The sequence below is a fragment of the Streptomyces sp. NPDC057638 genome (assembly GCF_042800315.1).
In the GTDB taxonomy this organism is placed as follows: domain Bacteria; phylum Actinomycetota; class Actinomycetes; order Streptomycetales; family Streptomycetaceae; genus Streptomyces.
Map to the genome: position 1 here is coordinate 42,046 of NZ_JBHVHF010000019.1, position 13,811 is coordinate 55,856.

The following is a 13,811-nucleotide window of genomic DNA, read 5'->3' on the forward strand; positions in this document are numbered from 1 at the left end:
AGGTCGCCCTTGGAGCGTTCGTGCGAGTTCGGGGCGTGCCCGCCGTCGGCCCGGTGGGGGACCTGGGACAGACTGACCGCTGTGAGAAGTGAGAACACCCCCTTCGTGGGCGGACCGCTGGACGGACGCGTACTGCCGGTACTGGTGGGACCGACGGGCCATCCGCCGAAGTGGTACGAGATCCCCGTGCCGAACGACGACGGGCGTCCGCCGACAGTCCATGTGTACCGACGCGCACCCGCTGGTTACACCAAGCGGCTGGGGTTGCAACGCGGATGGAAGTACGAGTACGCCCCCGAGGGCCGCACCCGCCCCACCCGGAACTGGCCGTTCCGGTCCTCTTCGTAGAGCGGTACGGGCGTACCGCGCGGGGCGGTTCGACGGGGGCCGGACCCGCAAGGAGGCGCGCCCGGCGGGAGACCGGCCGGGCCGGTACGGAGGACAGGGCGGGGCCAGGCGGAGCAGCCCCGGATGCGGGGGCGGCGGACGGGTTCCACGCTGCGCCCGTAACGCCCACCCCACCGGAGGCGCCATGCAAGCCCGACTGCTCCGTACGGCGTGCACCGCCGCGCTGCTCGCCACCGCCGCGACGGCCCCGGCCCTCGCCGACCCGGATCCGGGGGGCCGTCCCGCGCCCCCGTCCGCCACGACGGCGCTCACCCGTCTTCCGTCCCTCTACCGGGAGGCGGAGCGGGCGACGGCCGCCCATCGCACCGCGCAGACCCAGCTCACCCGGGCCCGTACCCGCTCGGCCACGCTCGGCCGGGCGCTGGCGGGGGCGCGGGCGCGTCTCGACATCTCCCGTACGGAGGCGGGCCGGTTCGCCCGCGCCCAGTACCAGGGCGGCTCGGAGCTGTCGCGGCCGCTGCGGCTGCTGTTCGCCCGGTCGGCGCAGAGCGCCCTGGACGAAGGCCATCTGCTGGCGCGGGTGGCGGCCCGCCGCACGGCCACCCTGGCGCGGAGCCAGCGGGACACCCACCGCGCCGCCACGCTCGCCACCGCCGCGCGCCGGGCGCTGGACCGGGAGCGCGCGCTGGCGGACCGGCACCGGGCGGCGAGCGCGCGGGCGGCGGCGAAGCTCCGTGAGGTCGAGCGGACGCTGGCGGCGCTGACACCCGCCCAGCTCACCGCGCTGACCTCGCCCGCGTCCCAGCGTTCCCTGACGGCCTCCGGCGCGCTCGGCGCCCCGGCCGCCGACCGTCCGCCGACCGCCGAGGGCGAGGCGGCCGTACGGTACGCGGTGGACCAGATCGGCAAGCCGTACGTCTGGGGCGCGGCCGGGCCCGACACCTTCGACTGCTCGGGGCTGACCTCACGGGCCTGGGCGGGCGCGGGCCGCCCGATCCCCCGGACGAGTCAGGAGCAGTGGGCCTCGCTGCCCCGGGTGCCGCTGGGCGAGCTGCGCCCGGGGGATCTGGTGGTCTACTTCCCGAAGGCCACGCATGTGGGGATGTATCTGGGGGGCGGCCAGGTGGTGCACGCCCCGCGTCCGGGGGCGGTGGTGAAGGTCTCCCCGCTGGCGGCGAACCCAGTGCTGGGGGCGGTCCGCCCGGATGAGGGCGGGGTGCCGCTGGACCGGTATGTCCCGCCACGGCTGCCCGAGGGGGCCATGGCGGGACCGGACCGGGGCTACTCAGAGGAGGAGGCTCCGCTTCCGTAACGCACGTATACATCTCCCTGGCTCAGCAGGGCCTCAAGGACCTCAAGGATCACAAGGCCCTCAAGGATCACCGGGACCCCAGCGGCGCCCTCACGGCGAGGCGACCGCCGCGCCAGCCGCGACCTGGGCCAGATACGCCCCGGCCAGTTCCGGCTCGTAGAAGAAGTTCTCGAAGTCGGAGGGGTCGTCGAACCCGTTGGCGAACCGGTCGGCGACCGGCTGGAGGGAGCCCGCCGCGCCGATCACGTTCAGGACGTGCTCCGGCGGGGGCGCCAGCATGGCGTTGGTCCACTTGGTGACGTGCTGGGCGGTCTCCCAGTAACGGTCGAAGGTGGACCGCATCCACTCCCCGTCGAACGGCCGGTCCCCGTGGGACACGATCGACTCCAGATAGGAGGCCGCGCACTTGGCGGCCGAGTTGGAGCCCTGACCGGTGATCGGGTCGTTGGCGACCACGACGTCGGCGACGCCGAGCACCAGCCCGCCACTGGGGAGGCGGCCGATGGGGTGGCGCACGGTGGGGGCGTAACGACCGGCGAGGGTGCCGCCCGCGTCGGTCAGCTCCACCTTGGTGGCACGGGCGTACTCCCAAGGGAGGAAACGTTCCAGCAACTCCAGGGTGAGCCGCAGATGCTCCCCCGGGTCCCGGATCCCCTGGAAGGCGTCCAGAGGACCGCCGGGGATCCCCTCCCAGAAGAGGATGTCGGCCCGGCCGGAGAGGGTGTAGGTCGGCATCACGAACAGTTCGCCGACCCCGGGCACCAGATTGCACCGCACGGCGTCGAACTCCGGATGCTCCGGACGCGGCCCCAGACCGTGCACATAGGCCACGGCCAGCGCCCGCTGCGGGGTGGAGTAGGGCGAGCGGGCGGCGTCCCGGCCGAACATGGAGACCAGCTCGCCCTTGCCCGCCGAGACCATGACGAGGTCATAGGTACGGGCGAAGTAGTCGAGGTCCCCGACGGCCGCGCCATGGATGACGAGCTGACCCCCGCGCTGTGCGAAGGTCTCCATCCACCCCGCCATCTTCACCCGCTGGTCCACCGACTGGGCATGGCCGCGCAGCCTGCCGACCCAGTCGACGGCCCGCTGTCCGTCGGGCCCGGCGACGGAGACGCCGAGGCCCTCGATGTCCGGCGCGTGCGGCTCCCAGAAGTTGATGCCGAGGTCGCGCTCGTGCTGGAGGGCGGTCTGGAACATGCACTGGGTGGACATGACCCGGCCGGAGCGGATCTCCTCGGCCGTGCGGTTGGACATCAGGGTGATGTCGTACCCGCGCGACTGGAGGCCGAGGGCGAGCTGGAGACCGGATTGACCGGCGCCGACAATGAGGATCTTCCGCATACGGTGATCTCTTTCGTCTGAGCGAGGGGACTTTTCGGGGAGGGGCGGGGGGTCACTCGGGGTGTTCGCCCGGCGGGATCACCGGGGATCACCCGGGGGCGCCCCGGGGGATCGGCCGGGAGGATCTCCGGAGGGATCGCCCGGGATGGCGGCTCCACGGAGGTGCTCGAAGCCGCTCAGAGCTCACGGGGCTGTGCGAAGCCACTCGGGGCGGCTCGGAGCCGCTCAGCTCCTCGGAGCCACTCGGGGGAGCCGCTACTCGGGTGTGGCTTCGAGCGCGTGGGCCACGAGTTCGAGCAGCGACTCGATGACCGTGACCCGCTCGCGCGCGTCCATGATCACGATCGGTACCCGCGCCGGTATGGTCAGGGCCTCCCGTACATCCTCCGTCTCGTACAGCGTCGAACCGTCGAAGTGGTTCACGGCGACGACATACGGCAGCCCGCTGCTCTCGAAGTAGTCCAGCGCGGGGAAGCAGTCGGACAGCCGCCGGGTGTCGGCGAGCACGACGGCACCCACCGCACCCCGCGCCAGGTCGTCCCACATGAACCAGAAGCGCTGCTGCCCCGGGGTGCCGAAGACATAGAGCACCAGGTCCTGGTCGAGCGTGATCCGGCCGAAGTCCATGGCGACGGTGGTCGTCACCTTCTCCGGGGTGTCGCTGAGGTCGTCGGTCTCCTCGCTCGCCTGGGTCATCAGTGCCTCGGTCTGGAGCGGGGTGATCTCCGAGACCGAGCCGACGAAGGTGGTCTTGCCCACGCCGAAGCCGCCCGCGACGACGATCTTGGCGACGGTGGGGGCCCGGGTGTGGTCGAGCTGCCACGCCTGGAGCCCTTCCTCGGTGGCGGGGGCGCCCTGTCGCCCCGCCCCCTCGGCGGGGTCGGCGGCGGGAAGAGTCTCAGAGGCGACGGAGTCCACTCAGCACCCTTTCAAGCAGTGCGCGTTCGGGTCGTGCCGGGCCCTGCCCGGTGCCGTATACACGGATCTTTCCCTGGTCGGCGAGGTCGCTCAGCAGCACCCTCACCACACCCAGCGGCATCTTGAGGATCGCGGAGATCTCCGCGACCGTCCGCATCCTGCGGCACAGCTCCACGATGGCCTGGAGCTCGGGCATGACCTTCGACAGGTCGCCCTTCGGCAGCTCCCTGCGGTCGGCCGGCGCCTCCAGCGCGGCCACGAAGGTCTCCACCAGCAGGACATGCCCGAAGCGGGTACGGCCCTGGGTCAGCGCGTAGGGGCGCACCCGGGCGGGCCGCCGGTTCTCACCGCGTACGGGGAGACCATGGGGGCTCCTGCGGCCCGGGGCCGGAGCCCCCGGGGAACCGGGCGGGCCCGGCAGGGCTGGGGGCGGGGTCATCGTGAGCCCTCCAGGGACTTGCGCAGCTCGCTGCGGAGTTCGGGGGTCAGCACATGTCCGGCGCGCCCCACGAACAGGCCCATGTGGTAGGCGACGACGGTCATGTCGCAGTCGGCGTCGGCCCGCACCCCGAGCAGCGAGCCGTCACTGATCGACATGACGAACACACAGGCGTCCTCCATCGCGACCACCGTCTGCCGCACCCCGCCGCCGTCCATCAGTTTGGCCGCGCCCACCGTGAGGCTGCCGATGCCGGAGACGATGGTGGCGAGGTCCGCGCTGGAGCCCTTGGGCCCGTCCTGGCCGCTGGTGCGGGCGGCCGGGGCGGCCGTGTTCTGGTCGGGATCGGAGGAGAGCAGCAGCAGCCCGTCGGATGAGACGACGGCGACCGAGCGGAGCCCTGGCACCTCCTCGACGAGATTGCCCAGCAACCATTGGAGGTTGCGGGCCTCACTACTCAGGCCGAACGTGCCGGTCGCAGTCAACTGCGTGCCTCCTCGACTGTGTCCCCCGAATCCTCTGGTGCGGTGTGCCCCGTGTCCGTGGTCGTACGCGCGCCCACGGGTGCCGTGCCGCCCGGGTCCGTGGCGGCGCCCGTGCGGGCGATCTCCGCCTCGGCCTCGCGACGGCCCTGGTCGGCCGCGCGCTGGAAACCCCCCAGCCTGCGCCGGAGATCCTCCGCGTCGACGCTGCCGGTGCGCTCCCCGGGCGCGGCGGCGGGCTTGACGACCTTGGGGGTGCGCTTGGGCAGGCCCTTGTCGGTGACGCGGTCCCACACGGGCGCGGGACCGGCCAGCGGGCCGGGCGGCTCGGCGCCCGTGGCGCGGGCGGCCCCGGTGCCGCGCCCGGTGCCCATGGCGGGCCGGTCCGCGTCGTTCCGGGCCTCCGGCTCGGTGACCCCCGGTTCGGACGGTTCGGACGGTACGGATACGGGGGCGGTGGGCCCCGTCGCCGACGCGTCCGGCCCGGGCTCGGGCTCGGCCCCGGGCTCGACCTCCGGCTCCGGCTCCGGCTCCGGCTCCGGCTCCGGGGGCAGCCTCATCTCGAAGGTGGGCTCGTCGACGAGGTGGGCGTCGCCCCCGTCCGGGGTGCGCTCATGTGTCTCCGGCTCCGCCTTGCGCAGGGCGGCCTCGGCCGCCTCCACCAGGGGATCGGCCAGGGCGGGCGGCGGGATGAGCCCTCCGGCGGGATCCCCCGTCCCCGTACCGGTCTCCGATCCGGAACCAGAAACGGAAACAGAGCCGGAACCGGAACCGGAGGCAGAACCAGAACCGGGCGACGGCGCCGCCTCGGCGGGCGGGGCCTCCAGGGCCTTCGCGGACGGCCTCTGACGCGGCAGGGGCGGGCGGGAGCTGGTCGGCAGGGCGTTGGAGTTGGCCTCGGCGACCGAGCCGGGCAGCTGGACGGTCAGGGTGTCACCGGAAGCAGAACCGGAACCCGCACCGGACCCGGGACCCGCGCCGGGACCCGCGCCGGACGCCCCGGGCTTGGCCGGGTCCTCCGTCGGCAGCAGCCCCTGCGGCAGGACGACGACGGCGGTGATACCGCCCTGCTTCTGGTCGCGGAGCTGGACCCGGACGCCATGGCGGGCCGCGAGGAGCGCGGTCACCCGCAGTCCGAGCCCCTCCGCGTCCCGGCCCGAGGGCGGGGTCTCGAACGAGGCCGGATCCTCCAGCTTGGCGTTCAGCTCGGCGAGCCGCCCCGCCGTCATCCCGATACCGCCGTCCTGCACGGAGAGCATCACCTCGCCGCTCTCCAGCAGCCAGCCCGACAGCTCGACCTGGGCCTCCGGCGGCGAGAAGGAGGTGGCGTTCTCCAGCAGTTCGGCGATCAGATGGCTCAGATCGTCGGCCGCGAACCCGGCGACATGGACATGGGGCGGCGACGACTGGATGACCACGCGTTCATAGCGCTCGATCTCGCTGACGGCGGCGCGCAGCACATCGACCAGGGGCACCGGGTTCGGATGCCCCTGACCGTGCTCGGCGCCCGCGAGGACCAGCAGGTTCTCGCTGTGACGGCGCATCACGGTGGCCATGTGGTCCAGCTTGAAGAGCGTGGAGAGCCGGTCCGGGTCCTGCTCGCGCTCCTCCAGCTTCTCGATGACGCCGAGTTGGCGGTCGACGAGGCCGAGGGTACGCAGGGAGAGATTGACGAAGGTGTGGTCGACGGTGTGGCGCAGCCGCTCCACCTCGGCGGTCAGCTCCTGACCCCTCTCGCGCAGTTCGGCACGGGCGGCGGCCAGTTCGGTGGCGAGGGCGTCCCGGTCATCGCTGAGCCGGGTGCGCTCGGTGTCGAGGGCGTCGGCGCGGGTGGCGAGCTCACGGAGCCTGCCGTGGAGGGCGTTGAGGGAGCGGACGGTCTGGGCGAACTCGTCGTTGCGGCCGGTGAAGCGGAGCGGCTCCTCGACCTCGGGGGCCGCCGCGATCCGGGCGGCGCCGAGCCGCAGCGCCGCCAGCGGGTGCGTCAGGCTGCGGGCGAGCGCGGCGAGGATCGCGATGGCGAGCAGCGCCAGCCCGGCGAGGATCGCGATCCGGATCTGGAGGGCGGTGACATCGTCGTCACGCAGCCGCTCCAGGGTCTCGATCCGCTCGGTGGCCAGCGCGGACTCGACGCCGCGCATCGCCTCGATCCGGGCGGTGAGGGCGCGGTCCAGGGTGGCCGGGGCGGTGCCGCGCTCGGTCTCGGAGAGCTCGGGCCGGTCGGTGAGGGCGGCGAGCAGGGTTTCGGCGGCCTTGACCTCGGCGCCGGTGACGGTGGCGGCCAGGGAGTCCCGGGCGGCCTTGGTCGCGGTCTGGTCGACGTCGGCGAGGGCGGCCAGTTCACGGACCCGGGCCTGCTGGGCGGCGGAGCTGAGGGCGTCGCGGGCCTCGGCGGCCTTCTTCTCCTCGTCGCCTCCGCCGTCGTCGATCCGCTCGCCGGTGATCGGGTCATACGTTTCCTCATCACGCCCGCCCTCACCCTCGCCGTCGCCGCCACCGTCACCGGACGGGACGGCGAGCGCGGCCAGCAGCAGCCCCCGGGTAGCGGACGCCTGGTCGGCGGCGACGCCGAGGTCGGCGGGGGCGCGGCTGTGGTCGGCGGCGCGGGCGGGGATGCGCTCGGCCAGTTCGTCGGCGAGCGCGTGCAGGGCGGTGATGATGGTGGAGTAGGCACGGTGGGCCTCCATCGCGGTGCCCTTGCCGGTGAGGGCGGTGCGCCGCAGGGAGGGCACGGTGGAGAGTTCACGGCGGAGCTCGGCGCGCTCGCCGGGGACCGCGCCCCGGATCTCCTCGATCTGCCGGTCGACCCGGGCGGTACGGGCCGGGGTGACGGACCGTTGGGCCCGCTCCCCCGACTGCTCCTCCCGGCCCGCCGCGATAGAGGCGGTGACCTCGTCGCGTTCGTCGGAGAGGGAGTGGGCGAGGGTGACGGCCTGCCGGTTCAGTCCGGCGAGGGTGACAAGCCGCTGGGATTCCCGCAGTTCACCGGAGACGTCGAGGGCCCCGGGGACTCCGGCGCCCACGACGATCAGACCGACGACGGTGACACCGGTCACCAGCCTGGTGCGGACGCGCTTGGCCCGGCCCTGGGCGACAGGCTCGGGGGTGATGTCATGCGCCGCGAACGTCTCAGGGAACGAGGGGGCCCCTGAAGGCCGCTTCTTCTGCACCGGTGCTCGCAATCCTGCTTGACTCGTCCACCTTCGAAACGCGCAGCAGAGATGACGACCGGTCACACACGAGATCCCCACCCGCCACAGGCGCTGGCATGACATAAGACCATTCCAGCGCCTTTGGGAGGGAGGCGCGCATCGGCCGCTCCGCCACCTGAACGAGTGAACATCACTGAGGAGTTGGCAAACAACTCCTCTCCGTTGCCGTAAGGGGCCCTGACGAGGCGCTGACTGGATCTTATGGCCGGGCTTTGGCAGGATGCGCGCCCGCAGTCCGCCGGGACGCTTTCCCGACGGTCGTTCAGATTTTCGAACAGGCTCTGACCTGGCCGGACGCTACTCCCTGACATGTGTGCAGGCGTCGTGAACGACTCATGCAGACTGGAAGTCATGCATATGGATCTGGCCACTTCTCCCGGTTCACCCGAACGCCCCAACGAGGACTGGACATCCGTGGCACTGCCCGCGTCCGGTCAGGGGGGAACCCTCGTGATGCTGGACGGGGTCACCCCACCAGCGGGGAAGGACGGCTGTGAGCACGGCGTCCCCTGGTTCACCACACACCTCGGAAGCGCCCTGCTCGAACTGTCCGCTTCCCGGCGGGACCTCTCTCTGGCCGAGATTCTCTCCCGCGCAATCCGGCACACCGCCGATCAACACCGAGGCCGGTGTGACCTTTCTCACGTTCGAACGCCTCAGGCGACGGTGATCGTGGTCCGCTGGGGCGGTCCGGACGGCGAAGTGGAGCATCTGGTGCTCTCCGACTCCCTCCTGCTGCTGGAGTCACCCGACGGCACGGTCCGGGTGATCGCCGATGACCGGCTCGACCGGATCCCCGGGGAGCGGCTGCGCACCGACGACCTCGCGGACGCCCTGCGCAACGCGGAGGGCGGCTTCTTCACCGCCGCCGCCGACCCCTCGGTGGCGGCGCGCGCGGTGACGGGCCGCACCCCGGTGGCGGAGGTACGGGCGGTCGCGGCGCTCACGGACGGCGCGGCCCGCTGGGTGGAGATGTTCGGCGAGGGCGACTGGGCCGACGTTCTCGCGCTGCTGCGCAAGGAGGGCGCCCAGGGGCTGCTCGACCGGGTCCGCGCGATCGAGTCGGCGGAGCCCGCACGGGTCCGGGGCAAGCGCCATGACGACGCCACGGCCGCCCTCGCCGAGCTGGCCCCCTGATCCGACCCCCGCGAACCGGGCCCCTCACCTCCGTACCGCCCCGGCGGCGGGGGGCGCGCCGCCGGGGAGAGAGGCGTTAGAACGTCTCGCCGGAGCGGGCGTTGAGCTGGTGGAGCAGCCGGGCCAGCTCCGCCACCTCGGCCCGGTCCCAGCCGGCGAGCTTGCGTACGTACCGTTCCCGGCGGGCGTCCCTCACCCGGCCGAATCGCTCCCGTCCTTCTTCCGTGAGCCGGACGAGTGATGCCCGGCCGTCCCCCGGGTCGGGTTCCCGGGCCACCAGGCCGACCTCCTCAAGACCCCGGAGCTGGCGGCTCATCGTGGCCCGGCCGACGCCGAAATAGCCCGCGAGATCGGTGGCGCGCTGGGGCCCGGCGGCCTCCAGCCGGACCAGCAGCCCATAGGCGGCGGGTTCGAGTCCGGGGTGGACGGCCCGCGCCATCTCGCCCGACGAGGCCCGCGCGCGACGGAGGAAGACGGCCAACTCCCGCTCCAGCGCGAGGAATTCCTGGTCCACACCATTCTCCGCCTGGGCGTCGGCTTCACTCCCCGTACCGCTTCTGTGCACGTCAGCACCCCTCGCGCGCTCTTGAACAACTGAAAGTTCGGGTCGGCGTTCACGCATCGCCGCAGTTCGCCCAGTATTTCGCAGGAGTAGACCAACGGCGGTGCGCGCGGGGCCTTCCCGGGGGTGGTCTACGTGCGTAGCGTCAGCTATGGCATGTCCATACCATATTGCTCCATCAGGGCAGATGTCAGGGCATGTCATCACATCGTCAGAACCTCCCACCGGAGGCACGCTGTGACCGTGCGTAGATCCGGAACCACCGTTCCCCCCAGCAGCCGAAGGAGACCGGGCCGACCGCTCCACGTGGCGGGAGGCTCCCTCCTCTCCCTCCTCCCCCTCCTTCTCATGGCCTCCCTTCTCTCCACCTCCTCCCCCGCGGCCGCGCGGGAGGTCCCCCCGCGCGGCTCGGCCCATATGGGCATCGGGATCGCGGCGCACGAGGGCCGGTGGAGAGCGGGCGGGCCCCCGCCCGCCACCCGCGCCGCCCAGACCGAGGGCGTCGACGTCTCCAGTCACCAAGGCGCCGTCAACTGGGCCTCGCTCTGGACCAGTGGGGTGCGCTGGGCCTATGTGAAGGCCACCGAAGGCACCTACTACAAGAACCCGTACCACGCGTCCCAGTACAACGGCTCCTACGCCGTCGGGATGATCCGGGGCGCCTATCACTTCGCCACCCCGGACACCGCCAGCGGCACCGCCCAGGCCGACTACTTCATCGACAACGGCGGCGGCTGGTCCGCCGACGGACGCACCCTGCCGGGCGCGCTCGACATGGAGTGGAACCCCTACGGGGCCGCCTGCTACGGGAAGTCGACCTCGGCGATGGTGTCCTGGATCCGGGACTTCCTGAACCGCTACCGGGCCCGCACCGGACGCCACCCGGTGATCTACACCTCCACCACCTGGTGGGCCCAGTGCACCGGCGACCACGCGGGCTTCGGCGCGACCAGCCCGCTGTGGATCGCCCGGTACAACACCACGCCGGGACCGCTGCCCGCGGGCTGGGCCGTCCACACCATGTGGCAGTACACCTCGAAGGGGCCGATCGTCGGCGACCACAACAAGTTCAACGGCGACTACGACCGGGTGGCCGCCCTCGCCTCCGGCTGACGCCCCGGCCCTCCCCCACGCGGCCGAAGGCCCCGCCCCTCACCCGGGGGACGGGGCCTCTTCGAAGACGGCCGCCCGACTCCGTACCCCCGCTGACGAAGGGGTACGGAGCCGGGCGGGCGTGCCTCAGGCCGCGACGGGCACCAGCACCTCCGCCGGGGCGAGGGCGATCTCCAGCACCTGGCGGACCTCGGTCACCGGGTGGACCTCCAGCTTCTCCAGGATCTCCGCCGGGACATCGTCCAGGTCCGGCTCGTTCCGCTTGGGGATGACCACGGTGGTGATCCCCGCCCGGTGGGCGGCGAGCAGCTTCTGCTTCACCCCGCCGATCGGCAGCACCCGGCCGGTCAGCGAGATCTCACCGGTCATCGCCACGTCCGTACGGACCAGCCGCCCCGAGAGCAGCGAGGCCAGCGCCGTCGTCATGGTGACGCCCGCGCTCGGACCGTCCTTGGGCACCGCGCCCGCCGGGAAGTGGATGTGGATGCCCCGGTCCTTCAGATCACCCACCGGCAGCCCGGTCTCGGCGCCGTGCGACCGCAGATAGCTCAGCGCGATCCGGGCCGACTCCTTCATCACATCGCCGAGCTGTCCGGTCAGGGTCAGCCCCGACGCCCCGGTCTCCGGGTCGGCGAGCGACGCCTCCACATAGAGGACGTCACCACCGGCGCCGGTCACCGCGAGCCCGGTGGCGACCCCGGGCACGGCCGTCCGGCGCTCGGCCGGATCCTGCGCCGACTCCGGTACGTGGTGCGGCCGGCCGATCAGCGGGCGCAGCTGCTCCGCGCCGATGGTGAACGGCAGCTCACGGCCGCCCAGCTCGTGCTCGGCCGCGACCTTGCGCAGCAGCCGGGCGATGGAACGCTCCAGCGTCCGCACCCCGGCCTCCCGGGTGTACTCGCCCGCGAGCTTGCGCAGCGCCGACTCCTCCAGCACGACCTCGTCCGCGGCGAGCCCCGCCCGCTCCAGCTGGCGCGGGAGCAGATGGTCCCGGGCGATGACGACCTTCTCGTCCTCGGTGTAGCCGTCCAGCCGGACCAGCTCCATCCGGTCCAGCAGCGCCTCCGGGATGGCCTCCAGCACATTCGCGGTGGCCAGGAAGACAACATCGCTCAGATCCAGCTCGACCTCCAGATAGTGGTCCCGGAAGGTGTGGTTCTGGGCCGGGTCCAGGACTTCGAGGAGGGCGGCGGCCGGGTCGCCCCGGAAGTCCGAGCCGACCTTGTCGATCTCGTCGAGCAGGACGACCGGGTTCAGCGAACCGGCCTCCTTGATCGCCCGGACGATCCGTCCGGGCAGCGCGCCGACATAGGTACGCCGGTGACCGCGGATCTCCGCCTCGTCCCGGACACCGCCGAGGGCGACCCGGACGAACTTCCGGCCCATCGCGTGCGCCACGCTCTCGCCGAGGCTGGTCTTGCCGACACCCGGCGGGCCCACCAGCGCCAGCACGGCACCGCCGCGACGGCCGCCGACGACGCCCAGGCCCCGGTCGGCGCGGCGCTTGCGCACCGCCAGGTACTCGGTGATCCGCTCCTTCACGTCCTTCAGCCCGGCGTGCTCGGCGTCCAGCACGTCCTTGGCGCCCTGGATGTCGTAGGCGTCCTCGGTGCGCTCGTTCCACGGCAGCTCCAGCACGGTGTCCAGCCAGGTGCGGATCCAGGAGCCCTCGGGGCTCTGGTCACTGGACCGCTCCAGCTTCTCCACCTCCTTGAGCGCGGCCTCGCGCACCTTCCCGGGGAGGTCGGCGGCCTCCACCCGGGTGCGGTAGTCGTCGGCCTCATCGCCCTCCGACTCGCCGTTGAGCTCGCGCAGCTCCTTGCGTACGGCGTCGAGCTGGCGCCGCAGCAGGAACTCGCGCTGCTGCTTGTCGACGCCCTCCTGGACGTCCTTGGCGATGGACTCGGCCACATCCTGCTCGGCGAGGTGCTCGCGGAGCTGCTCGGTGGCCAGCTTCAGCCGGGCGACCGGGTCGGCGGTCTCCAGCAGGGCGATCTTCTGGGCGACGGTGAGGAACGGGGAGTACCCGGCGTTGTCCGCGAGCTGCGGGATCTCGTCGATCTGCTGCACCCGGTCCACGACCTGCCACGCGCCGCGCTTCTTCAGCCAGTCGGTGGCCAGTGCCTTGTACGCGGTGGCCAGCTCGGCCACCTGGCCCGGCAGCGGATCCGGCACGGACTCGTCCACCCGGGTGCCCTCCACCCACAGGGCGGCACCGGGACCCGTGGTGCCCGCGCCGATACGGACCCGGCCACGGCCCTTGATCAGGGCGCCGGGGTCACCGTCGGAGAGCCGGCCGACCTGCTCGACCGTGCCGAGCACACCCATGGCGGCATAGCTGCCGTCCACCCGTGGAACAAGGAGCACCTGCGGCTTGCTGTCACCGGTGGCGCGCGCGGCGGCCTGCGCGGCCTCCACGGCGGCGCGGACCTCGGTGTCGGTCAGGTCGAGGGGCACCACCATTCCGGGCAGCACGACCTCGTCGTCAAGGGGCAGCACGGGCAGGGTGAGCGATGTGGACGTCGAAGCCATGATCTCCCCTTTGGCAGTGAACTTGAGCTATACCGACTCAATGCACGGCCCCGCCCAGATGTTCCCCCGCCCGTGTTCGCTCTGAGCGATCACCTCCCCGGGGCCCCGCCGCCCAGGCGGGAAAGCGGAAAAGTGGTGGCCCGGCCCCGAAGGCGGCACCAGCATGGGGGCAGCCGAGCGCCCCGGAGGGCAGATGCACCATGATCAGCAACGCCATCACGCATACGAGCGCCCCGTCACCCTCGCCCGCCACGACGGCCCCCACGGCGAGATCGTCCTCCGCCGGCACGGCCCCCATCACGAGATCATCGCCAACGGCTGCTTCCTGATGGACACCTCCGACGGCCGCTCGGAGCGCCATCTCGTCAACACGGCCGCGCGCGCCACCCCCGTCCGCGCCACCCTCCTCCTC

The 13,811-nt window shown here is 72.5% G+C and carries 11 protein-coding genes and 1 pseudogene; 5 read left to right on the plus strand and 7 right to left on the minus strand.

What is annotated here, in order from left to right; genetic code table 11:
- Positions 1-81 precede the first annotated feature (81 nt).
- Entirely contained in the window at positions 82-348 is a 267-nt protein-coding gene (locus ACFVIM_RS04905) for a hypothetical protein (RefSeq protein WP_384298525.1), read from the plus strand.
- A gap of 184 nt (positions 349-532) precedes the next feature.
- Positions 533-1,660, plus strand: a complete 1,128-nt coding sequence (locus ACFVIM_RS04910; RefSeq protein ID WP_384298528.1) for a C40 family peptidase — start codon at positions 533-535, stop codon at positions 1,658-1,660.
- Between the two features lie 90 nt (positions 1,661-1,750).
- Here the strand turns inward: ACFVIM_RS04910 and ACFVIM_RS04915 are convergent, their stop codons facing one another.
- The 5 genes from ACFVIM_RS04915 to ACFVIM_RS04935 all read right to left on the minus strand — a co-directional run bounded on the left by ACFVIM_RS04915 (position 1,751) and on the right by ACFVIM_RS04935 (position 8,013).
- The gene (locus tag ACFVIM_RS04915) at positions 1,751-3,004 is read right to left on the minus strand and encodes a styrene monooxygenase/indole monooxygenase family protein (RefSeq protein WP_384298530.1); all 1,254 of its coding nucleotides are present in this window, start codon (positions 3,002-3,004) and stop codon (positions 1,751-1,753) included.
- 255 nt (positions 3,005-3,259) lie between these two features.
- Complete coding sequence (locus ACFVIM_RS04920; protein ID WP_384298533.1) at positions 3,260-3,922, minus strand: ATP/GTP-binding protein; 663 nt, start codon at positions 3,920-3,922, stop codon at positions 3,260-3,262.
- Positions 3,903-4,361: a DUF742 domain-containing protein gene (locus ACFVIM_RS04925; protein WP_384298535.1), complete on the minus strand. Its 459-nt coding sequence runs from the start codon at positions 4,359-4,361 to the stop codon at positions 3,903-3,905. Before ACFVIM_RS04925 ends, ACFVIM_RS04920 begins: the two co-directional genes overlap by 20 nt.
- Complete coding sequence (locus ACFVIM_RS04930) at positions 4,358-4,846, minus strand: roadblock/LC7 domain-containing protein (RefSeq protein WP_384298537.1); 489 nt, start codon at positions 4,844-4,846, stop codon at positions 4,358-4,360. Before ACFVIM_RS04930 ends, ACFVIM_RS04925 begins: the two co-directional genes overlap by 4 nt.
- Positions 4,843-8,013 carry a nitrate- and nitrite sensing domain-containing protein gene (locus tag ACFVIM_RS04935; protein ID WP_384298539.1) on the minus strand — a complete coding sequence of 1,057 codons (3,171 nt, stop codon included), beginning with the start codon at positions 8,011-8,013 and terminating at the stop codon, positions 4,843-4,845. The genes ACFVIM_RS04930 and ACFVIM_RS04935 overlap by 4 nt, the downstream gene beginning before the upstream one ends.
- Positions 8,014-8,406: 393 nt before the next feature.
- Here ACFVIM_RS04935 and ACFVIM_RS04940 point away from each other — a divergent pair, with 393 nt between their 5' ends.
- Positions 8,407-9,192, plus strand: a complete 786-nt coding sequence (locus tag ACFVIM_RS04940; RefSeq protein ID WP_384298542.1) for a hypothetical protein — start codon at positions 8,407-8,409, stop codon at positions 9,190-9,192.
- Between the two features lie 76 nt (positions 9,193-9,268).
- Here the strand turns inward: ACFVIM_RS04940 and ACFVIM_RS04945 are convergent, their stop codons facing one another.
- The gene (locus ACFVIM_RS04945) at positions 9,269-9,814 is read right to left on the minus strand and encodes a MarR family winged helix-turn-helix transcriptional regulator (RefSeq protein WP_384298543.1); all 546 of its coding nucleotides are present in this window, start codon (positions 9,812-9,814) and stop codon (positions 9,269-9,271) included.
- A gap of 177 nt (positions 9,815-9,991) precedes the next feature.
- Here ACFVIM_RS04945 and ACFVIM_RS04950 point away from each other — a divergent pair, with 177 nt between their 5' ends.
- Positions 9,992-10,867 (plus strand): lysozyme, encoded by an 876-nt coding sequence (locus ACFVIM_RS04950; RefSeq protein WP_384298545.1) that lies wholly within the window; start codon positions 9,992-9,994, stop codon positions 10,865-10,867.
- A 126-nt stretch (positions 10,868-10,993) separates the two neighbouring features.
- On the opposite strand, the gene lon is transcribed toward ACFVIM_RS04950, so the two are convergent.
- Positions 10,994-13,399 carry an endopeptidase La gene (lon, locus tag ACFVIM_RS04955; RefSeq protein ID WP_384298548.1) on the minus strand — a complete coding sequence of 802 codons (2,406 nt, stop codon included), beginning with the start codon at positions 13,397-13,399 and terminating at the stop codon, positions 10,994-10,996.
- Between the two features lie 193 nt (positions 13,400-13,592).
- Between lon and ACFVIM_RS04960 the strand changes: the two are divergent.
- Positions 13,593-13,811: pseudogene (locus tag ACFVIM_RS04960) on the plus strand (hypothetical protein); the annotation flags it as partial.

What these genes read in the sequence shown, in the direction of transcription:
- ACFVIM_RS04940 (WP_384298542.1), top strand. Translation starts at nt 8,407, where the DNA reads ATGCATATGGATCTGGCCACTTCTCCCGGTTCACCCGAACGCCCCAAC.
- ACFVIM_RS04915 (WP_384298530.1), bottom strand. Translation starts at nt 3,004, where the DNA reads ATGCGGAAGATCCTCATTGTCGGCGCCGGTCAATCCGGTCTCCAGCTC.
- lon (WP_384298548.1), bottom strand. Translation starts at nt 13,399, where the DNA reads ATGGCTTCGACGTCCACATCGCTCACCCTGCCCGTGCTGCCCCTTGAC.
- ACFVIM_RS04925 (WP_384298535.1), bottom strand. Translation starts at nt 4,361, where the DNA reads ATGACCCCGCCCCCAGCCCTGCCGGGCCCGCCCGGTTCCCCGGGGGCT.
- ACFVIM_RS04945 (WP_384298543.1), bottom strand. Translation starts at nt 9,814, where the DNA reads ATGCGTGAACGCCGACCCGAACTTTCAGTTGTTCAAGAGCGCGCGAGG.
- ACFVIM_RS04910 (WP_384298528.1), top strand. Translation starts at nt 533, where the DNA reads ATGCAAGCCCGACTGCTCCGTACGGCGTGCACCGCCGCGCTGCTCGCC.